The following is a 26,399-nucleotide window of genomic DNA, read 5'->3' as shown; positions in this document are numbered from 1 at the left end:
GAGTAGGGCTTTAGGGATTTCAAATATTTTAGTGTTTACCTCCTGTAATCCTCCTTGTTTTTCCCCTGTGATATATTGTTAGTTTTTTGATTTGTGTTATCCCGGCCAATTAAAAGCTAGGGGACTGAAGCCAGGATTTAACGCTATTAGTGTGCATTAGCATCATTTTATTTATCATTTTTTAAGTGCAGGAATATGGACGTTACCAATTTACCTCAATTTACAGAACAAGCTTTAACTCGAAGTATTTTTTCATTATTCAAAGATAGTACTCGAAGCGAAAACTATGCTGTTTCGGCGGCAGGTTTATTCTTAGATTATGCTAAGCAAAATATTATTGATAGTGAGCTTGCGCCATTATTTACCTTAGCTAAGCAAACCGGGCTTGCGGAGAAAATATCAGCGCAATTTTCCGGTGAGCAATTAAACTCTACCGAGCAGCGTGCTGTATTGCATACTGTATTACGCGCACCTGATAAAATCAAAGTAGATGTATTGGGTGAGCAAGCCGAAGAAGTTATTAATACTGAAGCTAAAATGGCGACGATTGTTGATGATATTCAATCAGGCAAGGTTTGTTCAGTGACTGGTGAGAAGTTTACCGATATTTTAGCCATAGGTATTGGCGGATCTTATTACGGCGTTAAAGTGGCTTTGTCAGCACTGGTTCCTTATCATCAAAAAGGCTTGAAAGCTCATGTGTTAGCGAATGTTGACGGTGATGCTGCGCAAGAGAAGTTTGCTAAACTCAATGCCTCAACCACCCTTGTGGTGGTCATCTCTAAAACCTTCTCTACTCAAGAAACTTTGCTTAATGCCACCATAGTAAAAGCTTGGATGCTAGATGCTTTAGCTGATAGCGGTACATCACCTGCTGATATTATTGCTAACCATTGGTATGCGGTAAGTACCAATGTTAAAGCGGCAACTGAATTTGGTATTGATGAAAACAATATTCTTCCTATGTGGGATTGGGTTGGTGGTAGGTTCTCTTTATGGTCAGCGGTAGGTTTACCACTTGCTTTGATTATTGGTAATACGCATTTTAATGCCTTAAAAGCTGGCGCGCATGCGATGGACGAGCATTTTAAGCATGCCGACTTTGAGCAGAATATGCCGGTAATTATGGCCTTGTTGGGGATTTGGAATCGTAACGGCTTAGGCTACCCAAGTTTAGCTATTTTACCTTACAACCATGCACTTAGAGCTTTACCTGGTTATTTACAACAAACGGATATGGAAAGTAATGGTAAGTCTGTTTCTATTGATGGGCAAACGCTGAATTACTTAACTGCTCCGGTTGTTTTCGGCCAGGAAGGTACCAATGGTCAACATGCCTTTATGCAATTAATGCATCAAAGTGCTGATATTATTCCTACTGATTTTATTTTATCTTTAGCACCTACCAGTAAGCATTTGGCTAATCATGACGCTCTAGTGGCAAACTGTTTTGCGCAAAGTGAAGCATTAATGCAGGGTAAAACCTTAGCACAAGCAAAAACAGAGTTACTCAATGCCGGCGTAAATGAAGCTCAAGCCAATAGATTAGCCGCACATAAAACCATGAAAGGTAATACTCCAAGTAATACACTTTTAATGGAGCGATTAGACCCACATTCACTTGGTGCATTACTAGCGCTGTATGAGCATAAAATTTTTGTTCAAGGCGTAATATGGCAAGTTAATTCTTACGACCAGTGGGGCGTAGAATTAGGTAAGCAGCTAGGTAATGAAGTACTTAACGTTATGTCGCATCCTATGGCGGAAATTGAAAGTGAAAAGCTTTCTTCATCGTCGCTGGGGTTGATACGCCGTTATAAAGATAACCTGAATAAAGTTTAGTTCTGATCTTTACGGAATATCACGCAAGTGGTTATACTTTTTTGATATAAACAAGCTTTTACTTATATGGATAAGGCCGAAAGGCTGTGGCATTATATTACTCAATAATATTATGCCACCATTAGTGAACAGCAATGCATTTAACCCATTTACAAAAGCTAGAAGCCGAATCTATTCACATTATTCGAGAAGTTGCCGCAGAGTTTGATAACCCTGTGATGCTTTACTCGGTTGGAAAAGACTCAGCCGTTCTTCTTCATCTTGCTCGAAAAGCCTTTGCACCTGGAAAAATACCTTTTCCATTATTGCACGTTGATACCAATTGGAAATTCAAAGAAATGATCGCGTTTCGTGATCAAATGGCTAAAGAATATGGCTTTGACTTACTGGTACATAAAAATCCAGAAGGCATGGCAATGAATATTAGTCCTTTTGAACATGGTAGTGCAAAGCATACTGATGTAATGAAAACGCAAGGATTAAAACAAGCCCTTGACCAATATGGCTTTGATGCCGCATTTGGCGGTGCACGTCGTGACGAAGAAAAGTCTCGTGCTAAAGAGCGTGTGTATTCATTCCGCGATAAAAACCATCGCTGGGATCCTAAGCGCCAACGTCCAGAACTGTGGAATATATATAACGGTAAAGTTAACAAAGGCGAAAGTATTCGTGTATTTCCTTTGTCGAACTGGACTGAGCTTGATATTTGGCAATATATCTACCTTGAAGGTATTAAAATTGTACCACTATATTTAGCGGAAAAACGCCCTGTAGTTGAGCGCGATGGTAGCTTAATTATGGTTGATGACGAACGTATGCCAATTGGTGAAGATGAAGTAGTACAAATGAAAAGTGTACGCTTTAGAACCTTAGGTTGCTACCCATTAACCGGCGCTGTTGAGTCAACCGCAGCAACATTACCTGAAATTATTCAAGAAATGCTATTAACTAAAACTTCTGAGCGCCAAGGCCGTGTGATAGATCACGACTCTTCTGGCTCAATGGAGAAGAAAAAAATGGAAGGTTATTTTTAAAGCTATGCTTTGAAAACGTTTTTCATCTTATTTCAGTTTATTGAACTGTATTAGCATTTTATTTAATTCGACAATTTGTCGAGTAGAAATTTCCAAGGAAAAAACATGAGTCAGACAGAAGACTTGTTAGAAACAGATATTGAAGCTTACTTAAAGCAGCATGAAAACAAAGAGATGGTGCGCTTTTTTACTTGTGGTAGCGTTGATGACGGTAAAAGTACCTTAATTGGCCGTTTATTACATGATTCTAAAATGATCTTTGAAGATCAATTAGCCGCGATTAAAAACGACAGTAAAAAGTCAGGCACTACCGGTGAGGCTGTTGATTTAGCTTTACTTGTTGATGGTTTGCAGTCTGAGCGAGAGCAGGGCATTACCATTGATGTGGCTTATCGTTACTTTGCTACAGACAAACGTAAGTTTATTATTGCTGATACTCCAGGCCATGAAGAATATACCCGTAATATGGCTACTGGCGCTTCAACTTGTGATTTGGCTATAATTTTGATCGATGCTCGACATGGTGTGCAAGTGCAAACACGTCGTCATTCATTTATTTGTTCATTGTTAGGCATTAAGCATGTTTTAGTTGCTGTTAACAAAATGGATTTAGTTGATTACAGCCAAGACCGTTATCAAGAGATTAAAAAAGACTATCGTAATTTTGCAGATGATTTGGCATTTGAAGATGTACGCTTTGTACCAATCTCAGCTTTGAACGGTGACAACGTTGTTGAAGAAAGTAGCAAAATGTCTTGGTACCCAGGTGCCACATTAATGAAGTTACTCAATACGATTAAGGTTGATGACAAAAAAGACTTCACGCAATTTAGATTCCAAGTTCAGTATGTTAATCGCCCTAACTTAAACTTTAGAGGTTTTGCTGGCACCGTTGGCTCAGGCCATATTCGTGTTGGTGATGAAATTGTTGCTCTGCCTTCGGGTAAAGAAAGCAAGATAAAATCTATTGTTACTTTTGAAGGCGATATTAAGCGTGCAGACCAAGGCATGGCGGTTACCTTAACGCTTGAAAATGAAATTGATATCAGCCGCGGCGAAATGATCGTTAAAAAAGGTAGTGTTCCTGCTTCTTCAAAAGAGCTTAGTGCCACTATTGTTTGGATGCATGAAAATGAACTAGAACCTGGTCGTGAGTATTACATTAAACATGGTAGTAAGTTAACGACTGGTCATGCTATAAAAATTGATCACCGTATTGACGTGAACACCTTAGAGAAATTTGATGTTGACCAATTAGCGCTAAACGAAATTGGTGTTGCTCACTTAGAAGTTTCAGAAGCCTTACATTTCGATGCATATGGTGATAACAAAGCAACAGGCGCATTTATTATTATTGATAGAATGAGTAATGTTACTGTTGGTGCTGGCATGATCAACGGCGCACTTGAAGAGCAACAAGAGCACCAGTACTCAGAGTTTGAGAAAGAGTTGAATATTTTAGTTCGTAAACACTTTCCACACTGGGGCGCTCGCGACTTACTGAAGTAACACAAAGCTGTCAGTAACACAAAGCTGTAAGTTTTGAGCTGTCAGCTGTCAGTTAAAAGAAAAGCTGTCAGTTTCGAGCTGTCAGCTGTCAGCTGTCAGCTGTCAGTAAAAGAAGAAAGTAAAGTTTTAAGCTTACAGCTGTTTCCTGTTTTTTACTGACAGCTTAAAACTGAAAGCTTACAGCTATTTTTTCTGTTTTTTACTGACAGCTTAAAGCTTACAGCTATGTCTTCTAGGTTTATATTATGTTGTTTATGCAGTGGCTTTTGGTCGCAATATTTGTTTTAACACTTGTTGGGCTTGTTTTATTCCCTAATAAACCTGAACGTGTTTTTGGTAGTACCACGTTATTGTGTTTAGCTGCATCATTTGTCACTACTGATGATATTCTCAGTAACGCTGTTAATCCTGGTTTAGTTACATTGTTATTATTAGTGCTATGTTCTTTTGCTTATGAACGCACCAGCATTATCAGGCGAATTTCAGCTTTAATGCTAAATGGCAAAGTAAAAACTGCAAGTTTACGCACCCTGAGTTTTACTGCCTTAAGTTCTGCATTAATAAGTAATACTGCCGTTGTTGCAACGTTAATTTCAGTTGTTAAAAAAAGTACGGTCGTTAATCCCGGTAAGTTATTATTACCCTTGTCTTTTGCTGCTATTCTAGGCGGCACCTTAACCTTAATCGGTACCTCTACAAACTTAATTGTTAACTCTTTATGGCTTAAACAAGGCAGAGAAAGTTTAGGCTTTTTCGATTTTACCTTGATTGGTGGCGCAGCACTTTTCGCGTGTTTATTGGTTATATTATTGCGCCAAAATAGTTTGGCAGATATGTCTAATGATCAGTTAGAAGTAAAAGAGTACTTAGTTGAGGCACAAGTAAAACCCAATTCAAAACTTATAGGTAAAAGCATAGAAGCTAATGGTTTAAGAAACTTAGACACACTATTTTTAGTTGAATTAGTACGCGATGGCAGGCTTATTTCTCCAGTAACACCAGATGAAGTTATACAGCCACAAGATCGGTTAATTTTCAGTGGTGATGTTAGCAAGGTCTTAGTGCTTCAACAATTTGATGGTTTAACACTTTTTGCTGAGCTTGATGGCTTACTGCGTGAAAACTTAACAGAAGTGTTAATTAAGCCCGATTCTGCCATTGTCGGTGAAACCTTAAAAACCGCAGGTTTTCGTGCGAGATTTGATGCTGCTGTGGTGGCAATTCGAAGAGAAGGCACCTCACTTTCAGGTAAGTTAGGCGAAATTACCGTACAAGCGGGCGATTTTTTAGTCTTGGCTGCCGGCCCAGACTTTTGTGCTCGTACTAATTTAACCAAAAACTTTTATATTCTATCAGGACATAAACCCGATAATATGTTGTCAGGTTGGCGCGACTCGTTGGCTATTTTTGGCTTTATTATTGCCATTGCTATTACTATGTTTACTAGTATTAGCTTATTAGCGAGTTTAATGTTTTACCTTGCGGTGTTAATTTTATCTGACTGTTTAAGTGTTAATGAAATCAAACGTCGTTTTCCAATTGAAATATGGTTAATTGTGCTAGGTGCCTTAACGTTAGCGCAAGCATTTGAACATAGCGGTGTCGCGGCTATTTTTGCCAATGAAATTGAACAACTGCTTGAAGGAAAGAGCGCTTTAATTGCGCTAGTAGTGATATTTTTTATTACTTTATTCTTAACTGAAGTTATTACTAATAGCGCTGCGGCTGCTTTAGTATTTCCAGTGGCGTATAATATTGCGATTGGTTTAGGTGTTGATCCCCTACCTTTAGTTATGGCGGTTGCTTTTGGTGCTAGCGGCAGTTTTATTAGCCCTTACGGTTATCAAACCAATATTATGGTATTTAATGCCGGAAATTATAAAGTAGCTGAGTTTATTAAATTTGGTTGGCCAATAACACTGACTTATAGTGTTGTAGTGTTATTGTTATTACCGAATGTTTTTCCGTTTTAGAGAAAAATAAGTTTAAGAGAAGTTTGAAGCTGTCAGCTATTGGTTTACGAGAAGTTTAAAGCTGTCAGCTATTGGTTTAAGAGAAGTTTAAAGCTGTCAGCTATTGGTTTAAGAGAAGTTTAAAGCTGTCAGCTGTCAGTTAAAAGAAAAAATCAGTTGGGAGTTTGTTTGTTTGTTTGTTTGTTTGTTTTTTTACTGACAGCTTCGAACTGACAGCTTATAGCTATGTATTCTCTGACAGCTTTGTTTTAATTTTTTCGATTCAATTATTAGGAATAATATGAAAACTGAAAACACTGTTTGGCACACTCAACAAGTGAGCAAAACACAACGTGCTGAATTAAAACAGCAAAAATCTTGTTTGTTATGGTATACCGGCCTTAGTGGTTCAGGTAAATCTACTATCGCTAATGCGGTAGATGCTTTGTTGTTTCAGCGCCAATGTCATAGTTATTTACTTGATGGCGATAATGTTCGCCATGGTCTCAATGGCGATTTAGGCTTTAGTGATGAAGACAGAGTTGAAAATATTCGTCGTATTAGTGAAGTAGCGCAACTATTTGTCGATGCCGGTTTAATTGTATCAACCGCGTTTATTTCACCTTTTGCTGCTGATAGAGCAATGGCTGCAGCTAAGCTTAGTACTGGCGAGTTTATTGAAGTATTTATTGATACGCCGATTGCCATATGCGAACAACGTGATCCTAAAGGTTTATATAAAAAAGCGCGTGCAGGCGAGATTAAAGACTTCACAGGAATAGATTCAACCTACGAAGCCCCTGAAAACCCAACGATTCATATCGATACTAGCGATAAAACCATTGAACAATGTGCCCAGCAAGTCGTTGATTACCTGATTGAACATGGGTTTATTAAATAAGAAAGAAAAAACAAGCTATAAGTTTTAAGCTGCCAGTAAAAGAAAAAGAAGCTATAAGTTTTAAGCTGTCAGCTGTCAGTAAAAGAAAAAAGAAGCTATCAGTTTTAAGCTATCAGCTGTCAGTAACTGAAATGTTAGTTTAGAAGAAGTTTTATGTTCTTAGTTCGACTTTAGTTTTTGATTTTGAAGTTTTGCTTGGTTTTGATTAGCTGTATTGACAGCTAATAACTTACAGCTTTTCTTTGTTTGGCTTTACTGAAAGCTGACAGCTAATAACTAACAGCTTTTCTTTGTTTGGTTTTACTGAAAGCTGACAGCTAATAACTGACAGCTTTTCTTTCTTTGATTTTACTGAAAGCTGACAGCTAATAACTGACAGCTTTTCTTTGTTTAGTTTTACTGAAAGCTGATAGCTAATAACTTACAGCTTTTCTTTGTTTGGCTTTACTGAAAGCTGACAGCTAATAACTTACAGCTTTTCTTGTTTGGTTGTACTGAAAACTGACAGCTAATAACTTACAGCTTTTCTGTGTTTGGTTTTCCTGAAAGCTGACAGCTTCCCTTATATTTAAAGGAGATTTCTAAATGCATTATGATGTGTTTAATGGTGATGCCGATGGCATTATCGCTTTGTTACAATTACGTTTGGCTGAGCCTAGGGTTTCGAAGTTAATTACTGGCGTTAAACGTGATATTCAGTTATTGCAACAAGTGCCTGCTAACCTTGCTACTTCGGTTACTGTGTTAGATATATCGATGGAAAAAAACCTTGCAGCTTTAGCTGGCTTGCTGGCGCAAGAAATAGATGTTCTTTATATTGACCATCATCGCACGGGCTTAGTACCTAACTCTGAACATTTAACCGAAATTATTGATACCGACGCTAATACTTGTACAAGTTTATTGGTTAATCAACACCTTGCAGGGCAATATGCGCTTTGGGCGATTGTTGCTGCATTTGGCGATAACATGTTAAAGGCTGCTGAGCAGTTATCTCAGCAAGCGGGTTTGTCTGCCAAAGAGCAAGATCAATTGAAAGCTTTAGGCATATATATTAACTATAACGGTTACGGTCGCACGGTAGACGATTTACATATTGCGCCAGATGCTTTATTCACTACCTTACTTAACTACCCTGATCCTTTCACTTTAATTAATGAAGCTAATTCAATATTTACCTTACTTGAAGAAGCTTACTTAAGTGATATGACACAAGCTAAACAAGCGAACATTTTACATGATGATGAAACCTTGCAGGTTATTGAGCTTGAAGATGCACCTTGGTCGCGCCGAGTGAGTGGTGTATATGGTAATGAATTAGCGAATCAAAACCCTGATAAGGCCCATGCCGTATTTACGTTAAACTTAGATAATACTTATACGGTTAGCCTACGCGCTCCTATTAATAATAAAGTTGGTGCCGGCGAACTTTGTGCTCAATTTGAAACGGGCGGTGGCAGGGCGGCAGCGGCTGGAGTAAACCAATTACCGAAAGAAAAACTTGGTAACTTCATTGCGTTAGTGTCAAAATATTATCAATAAGTGATGAATTTTTAAAATATTGACTGAATAAATTTATAAGGAATTAATAATGAGTTTGTTGATCACCGGTGGTACTGGCTTTATTGGCAGTCACACAGTTGTTGAATTACTGGCACTAGATAAAGATATTGTTATTGTAGATAACTTATCAAACTCTTCTACGTTAGTGCTTGATAGAATTAAGCAAATTACAGAGAAAACCGTAACATTTATTCAAGCAGATATTTGTGATCGTGAAGCTTTAACTCAGGTGTTTGAGCAGCATAATATTGAAGCGGTTGTACACTTTGCGGGTTTAAAAGCGGTAGGTGAGTCGAGTGAAATACCATTAAGTTATTATCATAATAATGTTTCTGGTTCTGTAACTCTGTTGCAAGTAATGGCTGAGCAGAATGTTAAAAACTTAGTCTTTAGTTCATCAGCCACGGTTTACGGCGAAAACAACCCATCGCCACTTGATGAAACTATGCCAACCTCTGCAACTAACCCTTATGGCCAAACTAAACTCATGATAGAAAATATTCTGTTTGATTTGGCACGTAGTGATGAGGAATGGTCTATTGCTTGTTTACGTTACTTTAACCCTATTGGTGCGCACAACTCTGGCCTGATTGGTGAAAATCCCAATGGTATTCCAAATAACTTATTACCTTATGTGTCACAAGTTGCTGTTGGCCGTTTAGCTAAGTTACAAATCTTTGGTGATGATTATCAAACCGTCGATGGTACCGGTGTTAGAGACTACATTCATGTGGTTGATTTAGCCCAAGGCCATGTAAAGGCGCTTGAAAAGTTAACTGAGATTAAAGGCTGCGTTCCGATTAACTTAGGTACAGGTAACGGCACCTCGGTTTTAGAAATAGTGAACACTTTTAAAGAGATTTCTGGACAAGATATTCCATATAGCATTGCACCAAGACGCGCCGGTGATATTGCCACGGTTTATGCCGATGCAACTGTTGCTAACACTTTACTAAATTGGCATGCAGAACGTGATTTAGCTACCATGATAGCCGATACATGGCGCTGGCAGTCACAAAACCCGAATGGCTTTGAGTAACATAAAGCATTGGTCATTTGTTTATCATTTGTGCTCTGGCTTACTTTTGGTTGTTCGTTCGATTAAGTTTTAGCTTTATTGATGTTAATAACTTTATGTTATTAGTAACTTAACAAATACGCTCGCATTAAATAACCGCTTTTATAAAATAAAAAAACCTAATATTTTCATATTAGGTTTTTTATTGCCCTTTAATTAAGAGGCAGTACTATTTAATACCAGAGTTCAGGTTATTTAGTATCGACTAATCATTGGCTATGGTTTGTTCATCAGCCCAAGCAATGGCTTCATTATAGTGTTTAAGTACGCTTGCCTTTTCTAACCCAAGCCTTTTCATAATAACAGCGGTTTTAGACCATTCAGCGCGCTCAATAAATTCTAACAGCATAATTAGCGCTGCCATATCGCCTTTGCGGGTTAATAAAGTGTCTTTAATTTCTTGGGCAAGAGGCAGTTTAGATAAAATACTTTCTAAGTCTTCATCGACTATGGCGTCTATTAACGAAAGCAAGCCTGTTAAAAAGGCTATGGCTTGATCTATTGGTGAATTAACTTCTTTAGCCATTAAATCACAAAATTTTGCCCGGGCCATAGCTGAGTTGATAAGCTCAGAGGGTTTTTCTGGGTTGATATTCGCCGCAAACATTAAACCTAGGAATCTTTTTAATTCAGCAGAGCCCAAAGTAACTAATGCTTGTTTTATGGTTGAAATTTCAGTTCTGCGTTTGAATATTGCTGAGTTTGCGTAACGCAATAATTTATAAGATAAAGTGACATCATGTTCGAAAACAGCGGTTATACTGGCTAAATCTACTTCAGTTTTTGATGTTTCATACAGTAATTCTGCCATGGCAATTTGCGATGGTGATAAATTTTTGGTTTTAACCATTTCAGGTTTAGCAAAGAAAAAGCCTTGAAATAACTCAAAACCTAGCTCTAATGCTTGGTTATATTGCTCATAAGTTTCAACTTTCTCTGCCAATAATTTTATATGCGGAAAGTTTTCTATTGCTACTTTAATTTCTTTAATTGTTTCAACACTAGTGGTTTGCCAATCGACTTTAATGATATGCACGAAAGGATAAAAATGCTGCCAAACAGTTTGATGAATATAATCATCTAGCGCAATGGTATAGCCCTTTTGGTGTAAATCTTTACATATGGCTAATAGCTTTTTCCCTGGTTTAACCGTTTCTAATATTTCTACCACTAACTCATCAGTGGTTAAGGTTTCAGGGTAGCCTTTAATTAGGGTTTCTAAAGTAAAATTAATGAAAGCAGGTTTGTTACCTGTAAATTCACTGATGCCAAGGTTGAAATTACTGGCTTCGATCATTTTTGTTGTAGCTTCGTCACCATCAATGCCTGGGAAGACATTAACTATGCTATCGCGAAATAAAAGCTCATAGGCAAATAGATTTTTATCTCTATCTAGGATGGGTTGCCTAGCTGCATAAAAGTACATACAAATTCCTAATTAATCCGATGTTATAACAGATAATTTTATTATTTTAACTTAGTATTACTGTTCGGCAAAATTGATTTGCACATTACCTTACTTATTTATAACACAAATAATTGTGAATACTCACGAAAAAACATGGAAACAGCTATTAAGTAAGCATATTATTGTTGTTCAGGTTTAAATAAATAGCAATGTGCTATTTATTTAAACAGTTTTAATGCCAAACGTATTTTGAACCCTTAAATTAAAAATAGTTTAGTAGGTTTGGTAGCATGTTTTTTGGAGGTTAGATGGCTGTAGGAACAATGATTTCATTGGCACTATATTTTGCTGTAATGTTAGGAATAGGTTTATACGCGTTTAAAAAGTCTACTAGTGATGTTTCTGGTTTTATGCTGGGGGGGCGTAGTTTAGGCCCTGGGGTTACGGCGCTTTCTGCTGGGGCTTCTGATATGAGTGGTTGGATGCTGATGGGCGTGCCAGGGCTTATGTATACTGTAGGCTTAAGCAGTGTTTGGATTTCGCTTGGTTTAATGCTTGGAGCGTATTTAAATTATCTTATTGTTGCCCCTAGATTAAGAACTTATACTGAGGTGGCAAACGACTCTATAACTCTTCCCGATTTTTTTGAAAACCGCTTTGCCGATAAATCTCGCGCACTTCGTATTACTTCTTCTATTGTTATTATTTTATTTTTTACCTTGTATACCTCGTCAGGCATTGTTGCTGGCGGTAAACTATTCGAAAGTTCTTTCGGATTAACGTATGAAGTTGGCCTTTATGTTACTGCTGGCGTTGTTGTACTTTATACGCTATTTGGTGGTTTCTTAGCGGTAAGTATGACTGACTTTGTTCAGGGCTGTATTATGTTTGTAGCATTAGTGCTGGTGCCTTTTGTGGCGATATCAGACGTTGGTGGCACAGGCGAGATGTTAAGTACCATTGAGCAGTTAAATCCTGAGTTTTTAGACTTTTTTAGTGGCGTTAGTGTTATTGCTATTGTTTCGGCTATGGCATGGGGACTCGGTTATTTTGGTCAACCCCATATTATTGTTCGTTTTATGGCTATTCGTTCAGTAGATGATTTACCTACGGCTAGACGTATAGGTATGAGTTGGATGATAGTCGCTTTATTTGGCGCTATGGCAACCGGTTTTGCTGGTGTCGCTTATGTCGCTAAAACAGGACTCGCGGTTAATGACCCTGAAACCATCTTTATTTTATTGGGACAAGTACTGTTTCACCCCCTTATTGCTGGTTTTTTATTAGCAGCGATTTTAGCAGCAATTATGAGCACAATTTCTTCGCAGTTATTGGTTACTTCTAGCTCATTGACAGGTGATTTTTATCAAGCGTTTTTAAATAAAAATGCGAGTGATAAACAGTTAGTGTTGGTAGGGCGTTTATCAGTAGCAGCAGTAGCTCTTGTTGCTATTTTTCTTGCTTACGATAGAGACAGCTCAATATTAACTTTGGTTAGTAATGCTTGGGCCGGTTTTGGTGCAGCGTTCGGACCTTTAGTTATCATGAGTTTGTATTGGAAGAAAATGAATCGACATGGCGCCTTAGCAGGTATGTTAACGGGCGCTATTACCGTTTTAATATGGATTTATGCCCCGGTAACCATTGGTGGAGAATCTTTAAGCTCGGTTATGTATGAAATTGTGCCTGGCTTTATTATGGCCAGTATTGCGATTGTATTGGTAAGTAAAATAACGTCCAAAGAGCAGCCTGAAATTGAAGCACAATTTGATGAGGTTGCTGCTAAGCATTAATTTGGGACGAGCTGTAAGCTGTCAGTTTTAAGCTTTTAGTTTATATTAAAAAGCCATGACATTGTTGTCATGGCTTTTTTGATTGCGCTAGATGTACATAGTCTTTGTTAACTTTATAATCTAACTAAATTGACCAGGTAATACTTTTATTAACGCGTTCTTGCCATTGCTCTATTGGTTCGTCCTTATCGCCAACCACAATAATGTTAGAGTGGTTGAAGTGTAAAGAATTACCTTGAAGCTTGCTATTTTCAAAGTTAGCGACAAATTCAATGTCTTGATCATCAGGTAAAATGAAAACATTAACAGGGCTCGACTTACCCTGAAAAACTAAATGTAGGCTTTTATTGCCGTCAAAACGACAGTAGTCAGCAAAAATTAGTGTGCCGAAAGTACTAGCAAAACTGCCCTTAAATGCAGACATTTTTTCGTTTAAGGACGCTAATGTTACTGTTGGCTGGTCAGTATTAGAAAAGTGAGCAGCTTCGTGGTTAACATGCGCAATAGCATAATCAGCTAAATTCTTATAAGTATTTGAAAATAGCATAAAGTTTGCCGTTAACCCCATCACAAGTGCAACAGAGGCAGCCATGGCTAAACGTACACGGGTTTTGCCTTTTTGTTGCTGATGACTAGCTAAGGTTTGGCGTAAAATTAATTTGTTTGCTAAATCTTCAGGCACAGGAATATTCATTGCCTGTGCAATTTTACTGTCTAGGCTTTCAGTTTCTTGTACAAATTTTTGCTTTGCCGGATCACTTTTTAAGGCGGCATTAATAGCATCGTCACGAGTTTTGGGATCGGCTAAAATGCTACGTCTAAATTGCAAATCATCCATTGTGTAGACCTCTTAATTTTGGCTCGTCGTCTACGGCCTCTTTCAATTGATTGCGAGCACGAAATAATCGTGTCATCACGGTATTTTTATTTAATGACAACAGGCTGGCAATTTCTTCACCACTAAAACCGCCAATAACTTGTAAAACAAGCGGCTCACGGTACTCTTCAGGCATTTGAGATATTTTTTCTCGTAGCCAGTGATTTTCAATTTCCTGTTCGTTGCTTGTTGCACCTACATCTGTAATCGTCGCTTCTTCGTATTCACTCATCTCGAATCGTTTGCGCTCAAAACGACGGGCATTTTCTCTGCGCAGAATAGTAATTAACCATGACTTAGCTGCCTTTTCGTCTTTCAACGAGTCAAGCGCGCGCCATGCACGTAAAAATGTTTCTTGCACTAGGTCTTCAGCAATATGCTTATCGTGGCATAGCCAATAGGCATACCGATATAAATCTGCATGTAATGCTTTAACGAGTGCTTCGTATCTAACTTGTTTTGTCGCCATGTTGTAAGAGACCTGAGGCTTTGTCATTTTATTTCACACGAATACATATTTTTTAGATAAATAAGATTATATCGTTAAAATACAAATTTAGTTAGTGCTTAGATTTGCAGGAAAATGAATACAAAAAAAGGAGTTATCGATAATAACTCCTTTCTTAGCAGTGCATGTATCTTGCAGGTTTAGGGGTTAAGGTTGAACTGAAGGTTTGTTGCCCCAGAGTTACCTTGCTTATTTATCTCTTGTATTGCATGGATTAAGTTTTTACCTGACCATTGACTAGGTTTTTTTCCATAATAACTTTGTTGCAATTCAATAATCGCGCTAGAGAGTGCGGTGTTGTTAAAGTGCTCATGTAATGAGTCAAGGGTTGTTAATGCTTCGTTGTTTGTCGCTCGTGTTTGCGCCCATGGCAATAAATTTGCTAATGCTTGTTCGCCATTGTTTTGTTTACATGCGGCTAATAACGTGAGGTAAGGGGGATTTACTTTCTCGTTGGATTTGTTATTTGTTTTATCTGATAAAGAAGAACGTTTAGCAGAGATAAACCAAGCAAATAAGGTTAATAACCAAAGGCCAAGGAATAACCATTGCAGAAAGTTATTTTGTTGAATGACTACTTTTTCTATTACCGCTGGTGTACTGCTATGCTCAATATTTGTGTTTGGTGGTTGTGGTGTCGCCACAGGAGCAATGTCTGCATTGGGTAATACTGTGATTGTTTGTGCTGCAATTTTTGTAATTTCTGCTTTATTGGTTACCGTATTCCACCATGGGATGGTTATTGCTGGTAACTGGTATTCGCCTGCTTGACTGGCAACAATGGCAAAGTTGATCACTTTTTGGCTGACTAATCTTTCATTATTTAGGCCTGTATGAAGCTCAGCCTGATCAGGATAAACTTTTAATCCTTTTGGCACTTGCATGGTTATTTCAGGTAGTTGTTCTTCTGATAACCCCGCAGCGGTTAATGTAACTGTTCGCGTGATCGGTTCACCCACTTTAAATTGATTAGCCTGAGGTTGCCATTCTTGATGTAAGGCTAATAATTCGCTTGGTAACCAAGCTCCAGTAACTTGTGCAGGAATAGCCTTTACCGTTAGTGCAATGTCATCGCCAACCACACTAACTGGCTTAGTATCTGCAAAACTTAAAAAGTTAGATCGCCTTGTTGATGGCATCATTATTTCGCCAGAAAAAATTGGTGATTTTAATATTACGTCACCACTTTTTTGTGGGCTAATGGCATATATACGCTCGATAATACGGTAGCGTTTACCGTTAATAATGTTTTCAGACTCTTTATCTTTGCCAATTTGTAGAATATTGGCTCCTTCTAATGTCGGCTCAGTTAAACTGCCACGCTTTAGCTCAGCTGCAAAGTGTAACTTAACTGTTAAGGTAATTTGCTGCTGCACAAAGAGTTCAGTCGAAGATACTTGTGCCGTAATAAATAAGTCTTGTTGGGTGCTAGCTGCGGATTTGTCTGCTGCTAATACGTTAAGCTTAATCGATTGGCTTTTAACTCCGTCTATTTCAAAACTTGGAATAATTAGCTCACCGGATTCTCGAGGTATTAATACGGTATTCCACGTTGTGGTGCGTGTGGTATCAAAGTTAACCATACTAGTTTGTGAACTGACAGATGTACGGCCAACAATAAAATCAGACAGCAATGTAGATGTATCTAAGGCGTTTCTGTCGATGTCATCATCGGCAGTTACCGTTAGTACTACAGATTCATTGGCGATCACTGGGTTTTTATCAACAGATGCAGTGAGCTTTGTTAACGCGTAGCTATGAAACGATAATAAAATAGCCATTAAAGAAATTATTACTCTTACCACTTTTTCTTAACTCCTACATTTCGGCGATCTTGATTACGCTTTTGATATTCTAATTGCATTTTGTTTCTGAGTAACATGTATGGGTCATCAGTTACTTTATTCAATAATTGCTGATGTTTTTGCTCGGTTTCTTTGGCTAATTGCTCAGCTAGTTGCTGTGCTTCAGCGCTTTGTGCCTCTTCTGTTGGCTCACCCTCTTGCGCCTGCTCACTTTGTTGTGCATTTTGCTCTTGTTGCTGTTCTGACTGTTCTTGTTGCTCAGCGTCAGTTTGCTCTGGTTCTTGTTTTTGCTCTTCAGTATTTTTTTGCTCTTCAGTATTTTTTTGCTCTGAAGACGGTTCTGATTCAGATGGGTCGGTTGGCTCTGAGCTTTGTTGACCCTGTTGATCACTTTGTTGCTGATCACCTTCTTTGTTTTGGTCGCTTTGGCTTTGGTTATTCTGGCTGTCACCTTCTTGTTCATTTTGTTCTTGGTCTTTATTTTGATCTTGTTGATCGTCATCAGACTCTTGATCTTGATTTTCTTGCTGTTTTTTTAATTGCTCTAGAAGAGCTTTATTGTTTTTTGCATCGGTTAAGTTTGGCTCAAGCGCTAAAGCTTCATTGTAGGCCGCTATTGCTTCGTCAAATCTTTGTAATTTTGCTAAAGTATTGCCTTGGTTATAGAAGGCATCAGCGGTGTTCTCTTGTTGAAATGCCGCCAAGGCTTGTTCGTAATCTCCGGCTTTGTAAAAAGAACTTCCTTGCCACGATGGATTTTTAAAAGTTTCTGCGGCTTGTTGATAATGCTCGTTACTAAAATGTGATTGGCCTTGCTGATCTTTAGTTTTAAACAAATCTTGCCAAATATCGGCATAGGCATTGTTATTAGGCATTAGCATTAAAGCAAATGGTAACGTTAACATAAGTGCACCACGTCTGAAGTAACTTAATAACAGAGGTAAAACCAACAGTAACAAATATGGACCAAATTCCTGCCATTGATCGCCCGTATTTTCACTTTCTTTGGTATTGTCGGTTTCAGTCATTAGCGGTTTAAAAGTAAGTCGCTCTATATCTTTGTTGTCATGGGTGAGGGTGGTGTAATTTCCTCTGCCGCGATTAGCTAAACCACGTAAGGCTTGTACTGTTAGTTTAGGTACAATTATCGCGCCGTTATCGTCTTTCATTAACTCGCCATTAGAGAGTTTGATCGGCGCACCTGTTTTTGTACCAACACCAAGAATATTGAGGCGGTAAGGATGTTCGCGTGACCATTGGGTTATATCTTGAATGTCTATATTATCGATGCCATCGGTAAACCAATAAATATCACCGCTGTTATGCCCGGCATTGACTAACATTTCGTTAGCTAAAGCTAATGCGGCAAAAGGGTTGCTACCCAGCACTGGCATAAGCTCTGGGCTTAATGACGGTAAGAGTAATTTTATATTATTACTGTCGTCTGTTAATGGGCTAATACTAAATGCGTCACCGGCATAAGCGATAAGTCCGATTTCGCCTTCTTTAATGTTATCGAGCAAATCAATGGCTTTGTATCGTGCTCGTGTTAAACGATTTGGTGCAACATCGGTAGAGTACATAGAGTAAGACATGTCCATGATCAACACCGAGCCTTGTGCAACTTGATAAACAGGTTGCGGCAATTTTTGCCAGCTTGGGCCAGCCATGGCTATTATTGAAAGTAAGCCGATAATAAAAGGCAGCACCAATGAGCTAGATTTTGCTTTTGAGCTCCCTTGTACTAACACTTTTGCTAGGTGTGCTGGTAATAGTTGTTGCCAGCCAGATTGGTTAACACGTAGTTTTTTGAGCAAAAACAACATGAAAAATAATACGATAATGGCTAATAGCCAAAGCGGACGAATAAAATGAAAGTCAGCCATATTAATGCTTCACTCCCGTAATTGCTTTGTTGCGCTTGAAAAATTGGTTATTGGCACTGCTTTTAACCAGTAGCGTTAGCAAACTTATTAATAAAGCTAAACCTAAAGGCCATTGAAATAATGCGGTGAGTGGGCGCATTTGTTGTTGCTCTTGTTCTACAGGCTCTAAATCATCTAACAGTTTATAAATTTTACTCATGTCTTCACTAGCTCGTGCTCTGAAGTAATAACCACCTGTTTCATCAGCAAGGCGTTGTAATGATTCTTCATCGAGTTCACTTGATGGGTTAACTCGGCGAGTACCAAATAATGAATTTTGGATCATGACATCAGCGCCAATGCCAATTGAGTATATGGTAATATCTTTGGCTACAGCTAGCTCTAGTGCTTGTTCAGGTGTTATTTTACCGGCTGTGTTTTGGCCATCGGTTAACAATAACAACACGCGGTTTGAATCTTTTTTATCGTCGAAGCGTTTAACCGCAAGTGCAATAGCGTCGCCAATAGCGGTTTGCTTACCTACTAAGCCTAATACCGTTTCGTCGAGCATTTGTTGTACGGTTTTTCGATCAAAGGTCATTGGCGTTTGCATATAGGCATCGTCACCAAACAATATTAAGCCCAATTTGTCGCCACTGCGTCGCTCGATAAATTCGCCAAGCAATACTTTTAACATTTCAAGGCGATTCACTGTGCTGCCATTTAGGCTCATGTCTTCAACTTGCATACTGCCAGAGAGATCAACGGCAATCATCATTTCTCGTCCTTCGGTTGGCACATTTACAGCCTCACCTAGCCACTGTGGCTGAGTGCTAGCTAGCACAACTAATAACCAAATTATGCTAAGGATAACCAATGAGCCTTTTTTCTTTTCTGGCGCAAATTCTTCAGTTTGTACACCTTTAATAATGGTTGGCATTTTCAGCGGTGCTGCTTGAATGTGTTTTTTTGCGGGCAACCAATAAATAATTAACGGTAGTGGTAGGGCGATTAATGCCCAGAGAAAATCAAAATGTATCATGATTTTACCTCTGACATTTGAGGTTTATTTTCAAGCGTGTTATTTGCGACTTCTGTCGTAATTTTGGTTTTAACTTCTGTTTTAGTATGTAATGCAACATCTTCAGTGGTGTTTATAGTATCAGTTAATACAGGTAGTGTTTTTTTAGGCGGCAAGGCTTGATTTAGCCATAATTTTGCCGCGGCAGAAAGATCGTCTACATTATGTTCGTTAGCATTACTTTGGTAAGTCGAATTAAAGTGGTCGCCGCTTAGTGTTGAAAAGCTTTCTTGATGTTTAGCGGGTAAGCTTTCACTTAAAAAATCTTTAAATTTATCACCTGTTAAATGTGCGACATGCGCTCGCGGAAAATACTGTAAAGCAGCCCATTTTAATATAGCGACGATTGTACTAATTTCAGACGTTGCCGATAATTGTTTTAATGCCTGTTTTTGTACTTTACGCGCTTTAAAATATTGGCGTAACTTTATTATTCCATAAGCCAGTATTGCCAAAATAATAATGGCTAATAGCCACCATCCTGGCGCAATAGGGTAATTGTGTACGTTATCAGGTAAGTGAATATCACTAAGTTGTGCTAGCGGATCCATGATGCTACTCCGCGATGTAATTGTGTTTCGAGTGCTTCACTAGCACAAAAGTGTAGTAAACGAGCACCTGCTTTGCTTAGCTGCTGCTCTATAGCGTCATTTAAGCTTATGGCTTGCTGGTGGTATTTTTCAGCTAATGCTTTATCACCAAGTACAAATTGTTGCCGTTCGCTTTCATCACCATTAGTCATTGCTACGCTAATTCTGTGTTCACTTTCAGGAAGTTGTTGCTCAAGTGGATCGCTGATCATACAAACGACTAATTCACAATGCCGACTAATATTAGCCAAATGACGAATAGCTTCATCTGAAAGGTTAAATGCATCGGTAATTAAATAAACTAAACTACCGGGTTTTGCGAGTTGTCGTAACCGTGCGCAATTTTGTTCAAAAGCTTCAGTAGCTTTTTTTCTATCTAATACTTCGTCATTTGATTGTAACGAATCTGCGTGAATTTTAACTAAGCCATGCAAGTAATGTAGTACGCCTTGTTGTCGGCTACGAGGTTTTAATTCAGTGTGATTTGTTTGATTAAATACTACACCGCCGATGCGATCGCCTCGTGATTTAGCATGCCAAGCAACTAGGGCTGCTACATGGGCAGCTTGCACAGATTTAAATAGTAAGCGACTGCCAAATAACATGCTGGTACTTAAATCGGTAGCGATAAGAACAGGGCGTTCAACTTCTTCACGAAATAATTTTGTGTGTGTTTTACCCGTACGAGCAGTAACACGCCAATCGATAGCACGAATGTCGTCACCATTTTGATAATGGCGAACTTCATCAAACTCCATACCACGACCTTTGCTTCGAGCAAGATAATTACCCGACATTTTACCGTGTGAGCTTTTGGCGGCCGCTAAATTAATTAGCGAACTTTTCGTTTGATAACGTATTAGTTCATCTATATTTAATTCAATACCATTACTGACCAACTCATCAAGCAAGGTTTGCGGGGTGTATTGTTCGGCTGACTTTTTTTGTTTAAACCACATAAGGGAACTTGCGCCTAGGCAACTGCCACTAAACTGAGTAAGTGATCAAGCAGTTGATTACTGCTAATGCCTTCTGCTTCAGCTTGGTAAGTCATAATTATGCGATGACGTAATACGTTATGAAAAACCGCTTGTACGTCTTCTGGACTGACAAAGTCTCGGTTGTTTAACCAAGCTCTTGCGCGGGCACAACGATCTAAAGCAATAGTGGCACGAGGACTAGCGCCGTATGCTAGCCACTGTTTTAATTTATCGTCATATTTTTCTGGGTTGCGTGTTGCCATAATTAAGTCGACGATATAGTTTTCTACTGCAGGTGCCATGTGAATTTTCATCACTTGTTCACGTGCTGCAAAAATGTCAGCTTGGGTGATTTCTTTAACAGAGGCTTTATCTGATTTTAATGCTTCACCACGGTTGAGTTTTAAAATTTCTAATTCGCTTGCTGCGTCAGGGTAGCCAATTTCAACATGCATTAAAAAGCGATCGAGCTGTGCTTCTGGTAAAGGATATGTGCCTTCTTGCTCTATCGGGTTTTGTGTTGCCATAACAAGAAATAATTCAGGTAATGGGTAAGTATTACGACCAACGGTAATTTGACCTTCTGCCATTGCTTCTAACAAAGCTGATTGAACTTTTGCAGGTGCACGGTTTATTTCGTCAGCTAATACTAAGTTACGAAACAATGGGCCGGGTTGAAAAACAAAAGTGCCGTCTTCGGGACGGTAAATATCGGTACCGGTTAAATCTGCTGGTAATAAGTCAGGTGTGAATTGTACACGATGAAAGTCAGCTTCAAGACCTTGAGCTAATGCATTTACAGCGCGCGTTTTTGCTAAACCTGGAGGACCCTCTACAATTAGATGGCCATTAGCTAAAAGTGCAATCAGCAAGTTTTCAACCAGCGAGTGCTGTCCGATAATTTGTGAAGTTAAATGTTCTTTTAATGAGGAAAAATGTTCAATAGCCATAGTTTATCGTTCTTATTGATTAAAAAAATTGACGTCAGCACTTCTGACCCACAGATTGATATAAGGTTCAGGTTTAAAAAAACAAGCACAGAAATTAAATTTTTAAGGCTTTTTGTTAGCTTTTTTAATACCTTGATATTAATTTGAACAAGTTTTATAAGCTAATGATTGAATTATTTCTATATATGTTTAGAATTATGATAAATCCAAAGAGGTCTGACCTCTTAATTGTTGCAACAAGATGGAATTAAAAATGACAAAATCAAAATTAGTAACCGGTAGTGGAGAGCGTATAGCGATAGTTGCTGGACTGCGCACACCTTTCGCAAAGCAGGCTACTGCATTTCATGGTGTTCCTGCGGTTGACTTAGGTAAAATTGTTGTTAATGAGTTACTGCAAAAGCATGACGTTGATCCTAAAATTATCGACCAGTTAGTGTTTGGGCAAGTAGTACAAATGCCAGAAGCGCCAAATATTGCCCGTGAAATTGTTTTAGGAACCGGTATGAATGTTCATACTGATGCCTACAGTGTGTCACGTGCTTGTGCGACTAGTTTTCAGTCAACGGTGAATGTGGCTGAATCAATTATGGCTGGTTTTGTTGATGTAGGTGTTGCCGGCGGTGCTGATTCATCTTCTGTTGCGCCTATTGGTGTGTCGAAAAAATTCGCACGCACTTTACTCGATTTAAGTAAAGCTCGCTCATTTGGCGCAAAAATGGCGCTGATTCGTAAATTAAGTTTTAAAGATATTTTACCTGTACCACCTGCGGTTGCTGAATACTCTACAGGTTTGTCAATGGGACATACCGCGGAACAAATGGCAAAAACACATGGTATTACTCGTGAAGCGCAAGATGCACTTGCTCATCGCTCACATACATTAGCCACTAAAAGCTGGCAAGAAGGTAAATTAGCGGGCGAAGTAATGACTGCGCACAGCGAGCCTTACAAGTCTTTTATTGAAAAAGACAATTGTTTCCGTGAAAACTCTGAATTAGCCGGTTACGCGAAATTGCGTCCTGTATTTGATCGTAAACACGGTACAGTAACCGCAGCAACAAGTACGCCGTTAACTGATGGTGCTTCAGCAGTATTAATGATGCGAGAAGGCCGAGCAAAAGAGTTAGGTTACAAACCATTAGGTTATATTCGTAGTTATGGTTTTGCTGCTATTGATGTATGGGAAGATATGTTGATGGGCCCAAGCTACGCTTCACCAATTGCCTTACAACGTGCCGGCATGAATTTAGCCGACTTAGACTTAATTGAAATGCACGAAGCATTTGCTGCTCAAGCATTAGCTAACGTAAAAATGTTTGCCAGTAACAAGTTTGCACAAACTCACCTAGGGCGCGATAAAGCCATAGGCGAAATTGATATGGACAAATTTAATGTAATGGGCGGCTCATTAGCTTATGGACACCCATTTGCAGCGACAGGTACGCGCTTAATTGTACAAACATTAAATGAATTAAATCGTCGTGGCGGCGGTGTTGGCTTAACTACCGCTTGTGCAGCTGGTGGTTTAGGTGCGGCTATGATTGTGGAGACAGACTAATGACTGATGTAAAAAATACAGAACAAGAAAATAACAATACTTTTAGTTTAGTGCGACAAGAAAATGGTATTGCACATTTGATCATGGATGTTAAAGGCGACACCATGAATACGCTAAAAGCTGAGTTTGGTGAAGAAGTATCACAAATGTTAAAAGAGATACGTCAGGACCAAACGATTAAAGGTATTGTGTTAATCAGTGGCAAAGCAGATTCTTTTGTCGCAGGTGCCGATGTGCACATGTTAGCCAACTGTACTTCAGCTTCTGAAGCAACGACTTTATCTCGACAGGGGCAAATTATTTTTGATCAACTCGAAAACTTATCTATTCCTGTTGTAGCGGCTGTACACGGTGCATGTTTGGGTGGTGGATTAGAACTTGCGATGGCATGTCATGCAATAGTGTGTAGCGATAGCCCTAAAACAGCATTAGGCTTGCCAGAAGTTCAACTTGGTTTGTTACCTGGTGGCGGTGGTACGCAAAGACTACCTAAACGTGTTGGTATTCAAAAAGCATTAGATATGATGCTAACAGGTAAACAGTTACGCGCAAAACAAGCATTAAAAGCTGGTTTAGTCAGCGATGTAGTACCAAATAGTGTATTAATTCAAACAGCCGAAAAGTTAGCCCTTTCTGGCAAGGTAAAACCTAAAGCACGTAAATTATCAGTAATGGATAAGTTACTTGAAGGCAATGGTTTAGGTCGCAGCATTTTATTTAGTAAAGCGACTAAAATGGTGTTAAGCCAAACTAAAGGTAACTATCCTGCGCCTTTAAAAATAATTGATTGTATTCGCGCTAGTGCTGAACAGGCTCCTTCAAAGGGATATCAATTAGAAGCAGACCATTTTGGTCAATTAGTAATGTCGGACGTTTCAGCCCAGCTTAGACAATTATTTTTTGCTACAACCGATATGAAAAAAGAACAGGGTGTTGAAGGTGTTAGCCCTGAAAAAATAACTAAAGCAGCAGTGCTTGGTGGCGGGCTTATGGGTGGAGGTATTGCTTTTGTTACAGCAACGAAGGCTAAATTACCCGTGCGTATAAAAGATATTTCACATCAAGGAATTAGCTATGCCTTAAAATATGGCTATGACTTATTGAACAAAAAAGTTAAGCGCCGTTTTATGCGCCATAGTGAAATGCAAAGTCAGCTAGCATTAATAACCGGTACTACTGAATATACAGGTTTTGGTGATGTTGATATCGTTGTAGAAGCCGTATTTGAAGACTTAACATTAAAGCAAAACATGGTTGCTGATATTGAAAGTCACTGTAAAGAAACCACTATTTTCGCTAGTAATACCTCAAGTTTGCCTATTGGCCAAATAGCAGAGAAGGCATTGCGCCCTGAGAATGTTATAGGACTACATTACTTTTCTCCTGTTGATAAAATGCCATTAGCGGAAATTATTGCTCATGAGAAAACCTCAGACCAAACAATTTCTACTACGGTAGCCTTCGCTAAAAAACAAGGTAAAACTCCAATTGTTGTAAAAGACAAAGCAGGGTTTTATGTTAACCGTATTTTAGCGCCTTACATGAATGAAGCCGCTATTTTATTACTTGAAGGTTGCTCTATTGAAGCACTAGATAAAGCGGTGGTTAAATTTGGTTTCCCAGTAGGGCCTATGCAGTTATTAGATGAAGTAGGTATTGATGTTGGTTCTAAAATTGGACCTATATTACAGGCTGAGTTAGGCGATAGATTTTTGCCTCCAGCTGCCTTTTCTAAATTAATTGAAGACGGCCGTTTAGGTAAAAAATCTAAAAAAGGTTTTTACCAATACAACACTAATAGCAAGAAAAAGCTCGTTGATGAAAGTGTATACACCTTACTAGGTTTGCAAGTTAGCAATACTAATGTAACTGAAGCGCAAGTCGAGCGTTGTGTATATATGATGCTTAACGAGGCTGCTCGATGTTTAGATGAAGGTATAGTTCGCAATGCTCGAGACGGAGATATTGGTGCTATTTTTGGTATTGGTTTCCCTCCTTTCCTCGGCGGACCATTTCAATACATGGATAAAATAGGCGCTGTGACCATTGTTAGTAAATTAAACCAATGGCAAGCGGAGTTCGGAGAGCGTTTTACCCCTTGTGATGCATTAGTTAAAATGGCTGAACAAGGTGAGCGTTTTTATAACTAAAATAGTATCTAGTTAGTGCCATTTTTATGGCATGTCGTTGCCGATAATGCGGCAATATTTGACAAAAAAGAGGCAAACATTGCCTCTTTTTTTGTGCCTTTTTTAAACCGCGATGAATATATATTTAGGAGAAATAATATAATGCCAATTGATATAAACAACCGATCATTCTAAAGCGGTTTAAATATCCAGTATCTACGTTGCTTTCAATCCCAATAGCCTGCTATTGCTCGACAATATGCTCGTGCATTACTCTAATGACTTACATCCATGTAAGAATCAATCAAGCGCCTTGCTACTGAAAATTTATCCTCGTTTAAAATTGACCGATTCATTAAGTCAATTGGTATAAGTTAGGAGAATTATTTTTGAACATTTACTCTAAACTTGCTAGAATATGCGCGTTTATAAAAGCTGATTTTTTCCAAAAAATGTTTTCCGCAGAGAGTAGAGCATGATTATATTATTAGGTGTTGTGTTAAGCGTTGTATTTTCTATGTTTTTTTATTGTCAGGCTATGAGTAGTGGTTTGGGAGTTAAACGTTGGGCAACAGCGGGTTTAATGTTTGGGCCTTTTGTTTGGCCAATGTTCTGTATGAAGAAGCGTTTGAAAACTTATCAACGTTTTGGTTTTGATTGTTTATTGTTTTCTGCATAAGTGAGAACTAATTCCTTGTTGATAAATCGCTCGTGTTTAATTTTAAATTTAAACACGCTAACTTCCTTGTAGCGAATGTCTAATAGAACGATAGCTGAATATTCGGCTAAAGTGCTTAATTCCACCATGTACTAGCGGGCATCTCTTTTATTTCGATCCCTGCAGCAATAGTGTTTTCAGTCTTTTCTGTAAGAAATAATGATTTAATTAAGTTAATCATAGTAGCTTCCTAGATACTAATTTCGTTACTACTCATATCAATACGAACATCGTTGCGACGTCGACCCGCTTCAG

The 26,399-nt window shown here is 38.6% G+C and carries 20 protein-coding genes; 11 read left to right on the top strand and 9 right to left on the bottom strand.

Annotated features, from left to right (window positions below; genetic code table 11):
* Positions 1–195 precede the first annotated feature (195 nt).
* From pgi to galE, 7 genes are all read left to right on the top strand, one after another.
* Positions 196–1,842, top strand: a complete 1,647-nt coding sequence (pgi, locus tag AC27H3_RS17015) for a glucose-6-phosphate isomerase (protein ID WP_487107944.1) — start codon at positions 196–198, stop codon at positions 1,840–1,842.
* 134 nt (positions 1,843–1,976) lie between these two features.
* Positions 1,977–2,876 (top strand): sulfate adenylyltransferase subunit CysD, encoded by a 900-nt coding sequence (gene cysD, locus AC27H3_RS17010; protein ID WP_085301697.1) that lies wholly within the window; start codon positions 1,977–1,979, stop codon positions 2,874–2,876.
* A gap of 105 nt (positions 2,877–2,981) precedes the next feature.
* On the top strand, positions 2,982–4,385 hold the full coding sequence (cysN, locus tag AC27H3_RS17005; RefSeq protein ID WP_487107943.1) for a sulfate adenylyltransferase subunit CysN: 1,404 nt from the start codon (positions 2,982–2,984) through the stop codon (positions 4,383–4,385).
* A gap of 245 nt (positions 4,386–4,630) precedes the next feature.
* A complete protein-coding gene (locus tag AC27H3_RS17000) occupies positions 4,631–6,358 on the top strand; it encodes an SLC13 family permease (protein ID WP_487107942.1) in 1,728 nt (575 codons plus the stop codon).
* A gap of 280 nt (positions 6,359–6,638) precedes the next feature.
* Positions 6,639–7,238: an adenylyl-sulfate kinase gene (gene cysC, locus AC27H3_RS16995; protein ID WP_487107941.1), complete on the top strand. Its 600-nt coding sequence runs from the start codon at positions 6,639–6,641 to the stop codon at positions 7,236–7,238.
* A 585-nt stretch (positions 7,239–7,823) separates the two neighbouring features.
* Entirely contained in the window at positions 7,824–8,780 is a 957-nt protein-coding gene (locus AC27H3_RS16990) for a DHHA1 domain-containing protein (RefSeq protein ID WP_085301707.1), read from the top strand.
* Positions 8,781–8,829: 49 nt separating this feature from the next.
* Positions 8,830–9,840: a UDP-glucose 4-epimerase GalE gene (gene galE, locus AC27H3_RS16985; RefSeq protein WP_487107940.1), complete on the top strand. Its 1,011-nt coding sequence runs from the start codon at positions 8,830–8,832 to the stop codon at positions 9,838–9,840.
* Between the two features lie 244 nt (positions 9,841–10,084).
* Here galE and AC27H3_RS16980 read toward each other — a convergent pair whose 3' ends face one another.
* Entirely contained in the window at positions 10,085–11,305 is a 1,221-nt protein-coding gene (locus tag AC27H3_RS16980) for an EAL and HDOD domain-containing protein (protein ID WP_487107939.1), read from the bottom strand.
* A 290-nt stretch (positions 11,306–11,595) separates the two neighbouring features.
* On the opposite strand from AC27H3_RS16980, the gene putP reads away from it, so the two are divergent.
* On the top strand, positions 11,596–13,080 hold the full coding sequence (gene putP / locus AC27H3_RS16975; protein ID WP_487107938.1) for a sodium/proline symporter PutP: 1,485 nt from the start codon (positions 11,596–11,598) through the stop codon (positions 13,078–13,080).
* A 124-nt stretch (positions 13,081–13,204) separates the two neighbouring features.
* Here putP and AC27H3_RS16970 read toward each other — a convergent pair whose 3' ends face one another.
* The 8 genes from AC27H3_RS16970 to AC27H3_RS16935 form a co-directional block, all read right to left on the bottom strand.
* On the bottom strand, positions 13,205–13,918 hold the full coding sequence (locus tag AC27H3_RS16970; RefSeq protein ID WP_487107937.1) for a DUF3379 family protein: 714 nt from the start codon (positions 13,916–13,918) through the stop codon (positions 13,205–13,207).
* Positions 13,911–14,426 carry a sigma-70 family RNA polymerase sigma factor gene (locus tag AC27H3_RS16965; RefSeq protein ID WP_487107945.1) on the bottom strand — a complete coding sequence of 172 codons (516 nt, stop codon included), beginning with the start codon at positions 14,424–14,426 and terminating at the stop codon, positions 13,911–13,913. Before AC27H3_RS16965 ends, AC27H3_RS16970 begins: the two co-directional genes overlap by 8 nt.
* Before the next feature lie 179 nt (positions 14,427–14,605).
* Entirely contained in the window at positions 14,606–16,270 is a 1,665-nt protein-coding gene (locus AC27H3_RS16960; protein ID WP_487107936.1) for a BatD family protein, read from the bottom strand.
* Positions 16,264–18,156, bottom strand: coding sequence for a vWA domain-containing protein (locus AC27H3_RS16955; protein WP_487107935.1), 1,893 nt, complete (start codon positions 18,154–18,156; stop codon positions 16,264–16,266). The genes AC27H3_RS16960 and AC27H3_RS16955 overlap by 7 nt, the downstream gene beginning before the upstream one ends.
* Position 18,157: 1 nt before the next feature.
* The gene (locus AC27H3_RS16950) at positions 18,158–19,177 is read right to left on the bottom strand and encodes a vWA domain-containing protein (RefSeq protein WP_487107934.1); all 1,020 of its coding nucleotides are present in this window, start codon (positions 19,175–19,177) and stop codon (positions 18,158–18,160) included.
* Positions 19,174–19,767, bottom strand: coding sequence for a DUF4381 domain-containing protein (locus AC27H3_RS16945; protein WP_487107933.1), 594 nt, complete (start codon positions 19,765–19,767; stop codon positions 19,174–19,176). Before AC27H3_RS16945 ends, AC27H3_RS16950 begins: the two co-directional genes overlap by 4 nt.
* A complete protein-coding gene (locus tag AC27H3_RS16940) occupies positions 19,755–20,765 on the bottom strand; it encodes a DUF58 domain-containing protein (protein ID WP_487107932.1) in 1,011 nt (336 codons plus the stop codon). Before AC27H3_RS16940 ends, AC27H3_RS16945 begins: the two co-directional genes overlap by 13 nt.
* 14 nt (positions 20,766–20,779) lie before the next feature.
* Positions 20,780–21,736, bottom strand: a complete 957-nt coding sequence (locus AC27H3_RS16935) for an AAA family ATPase (protein ID WP_487107931.1) — start codon at positions 21,734–21,736, stop codon at positions 20,780–20,782.
* A 253-nt stretch (positions 21,737–21,989) separates the two neighbouring features.
* On the opposite strand from AC27H3_RS16935, the gene fadI reads away from it, so the two are divergent.
* The 3 genes from fadI (at position 21,990) to AC27H3_RS16920 (ending at position 26,105) form a co-directional block, all read left to right on the top strand.
* The gene (fadI, locus tag AC27H3_RS16930; RefSeq protein ID WP_487107930.1) at positions 21,990–23,297 is read left to right on the top strand and encodes an acetyl-CoA C-acyltransferase FadI; all 1,308 of its coding nucleotides are present in this window, start codon (positions 21,990–21,992) and stop codon (positions 23,295–23,297) included.
* Positions 23,297–25,447, top strand: a complete 2,151-nt coding sequence (fadJ, locus tag AC27H3_RS16925; RefSeq protein ID WP_487107929.1) for a fatty acid oxidation complex subunit alpha FadJ — start codon at positions 23,297–23,299, stop codon at positions 25,445–25,447. The genes fadI and fadJ overlap by 1 nt, the downstream gene beginning before the upstream one ends.
* A 454-nt stretch (positions 25,448–25,901) precedes the next feature.
* Positions 25,902–26,105 carry a hypothetical protein gene (locus AC27H3_RS16920; RefSeq protein ID WP_487107928.1) on the top strand — a complete coding sequence of 68 codons (204 nt, stop codon included), beginning with the start codon at positions 25,902–25,904 and terminating at the stop codon, positions 26,103–26,105.
* Positions 26,106–26,399: the final 294 nt, after the last annotated feature.

This window comes from Colwellia sp. NW0002-52-1, assembly GCF_057550865.1.
Note: the sequence above shows the minus strand (reverse complement) of the source record. Positions and strands in the feature narration are given on the sequence as shown.

Coding starts and splice junctions, on each gene's coding strand:
- pgi (WP_487107944.1), top strand. CDS start 196: ATGGACGTTACCAATTTACCTCAATTTACAGAACAAGCTTTAACTCGA.
- cysD (WP_085301697.1), top strand. CDS start 1,977: ATGCATTTAACCCATTTACAAAAGCTAGAAGCCGAATCTATTCACATT.
- cysN (WP_487107943.1), top strand. CDS start 2,982: ATGAGTCAGACAGAAGACTTGTTAGAAACAGATATTGAAGCTTACTTA.
- AC27H3_RS17000 (WP_487107942.1), top strand. CDS start 4,631: ATGTTGTTTATGCAGTGGCTTTTGGTCGCAATATTTGTTTTAACACTT.
- cysC (WP_487107941.1), top strand. CDS start 6,639: ATGAAAACTGAAAACACTGTTTGGCACACTCAACAAGTGAGCAAAACA.
- AC27H3_RS16990 (WP_085301707.1), top strand. CDS start 7,824: ATGCATTATGATGTGTTTAATGGTGATGCCGATGGCATTATCGCTTTG.
- galE (WP_487107940.1), top strand. CDS start 8,830: ATGAGTTTGTTGATCACCGGTGGTACTGGCTTTATTGGCAGTCACACA.
- AC27H3_RS16980 (WP_487107939.1), bottom strand. CDS start 11,305: ATGTACTTTTATGCAGCTAGGCAACCCATCCTAGATAGAGATAAAAAT.
- putP (WP_487107938.1), top strand. CDS start 11,596: ATGGCTGTAGGAACAATGATTTCATTGGCACTATATTTTGCTGTAATG.
- AC27H3_RS16970 (WP_487107937.1), bottom strand. CDS start 13,918: ATGGATGATTTGCAATTTAGACGTAGCATTTTAGCCGATCCCAAAACT.
- AC27H3_RS16965 (WP_487107945.1), bottom strand. CDS start 14,426: ATGGCGACAAAACAAGTTAGATACGAAGCACTCGTTAAAGCATTACAT.
- AC27H3_RS16955 (WP_487107935.1), bottom strand. CDS start 18,156: ATGGCTGACTTTCATTTTATTCGTCCGCTTTGGCTATTAGCCATTATC.
- AC27H3_RS16950 (WP_487107934.1), bottom strand. CDS start 19,177: ATGATACATTTTGATTTTCTCTGGGCATTAATCGCCCTACCACTACCG.
- AC27H3_RS16945 (WP_487107933.1), bottom strand. CDS start 19,767: ATGGATCCGCTAGCACAACTTAGTGATATTCACTTACCTGATAACGTA.
- AC27H3_RS16940 (WP_487107932.1), bottom strand. CDS start 20,765: ATGTGGTTTAAACAAAAAAAGTCAGCCGAACAATACACCCCGCAAACC.
- AC27H3_RS16935 (WP_487107931.1), bottom strand. CDS start 21,736: ATGGCTATTGAACATTTTTCCTCATTAAAAGAACATTTAACTTCACAA.
- fadI (WP_487107930.1), top strand. CDS start 21,990: ATGACAAAATCAAAATTAGTAACCGGTAGTGGAGAGCGTATAGCGATA.
- fadJ (WP_487107929.1), top strand. CDS start 23,297: ATGACTGATGTAAAAAATACAGAACAAGAAAATAACAATACTTTTAGT.
- AC27H3_RS16920 (WP_487107928.1), top strand. CDS start 25,902: ATGATTATATTATTAGGTGTTGTGTTAAGCGTTGTATTTTCTATGTTT.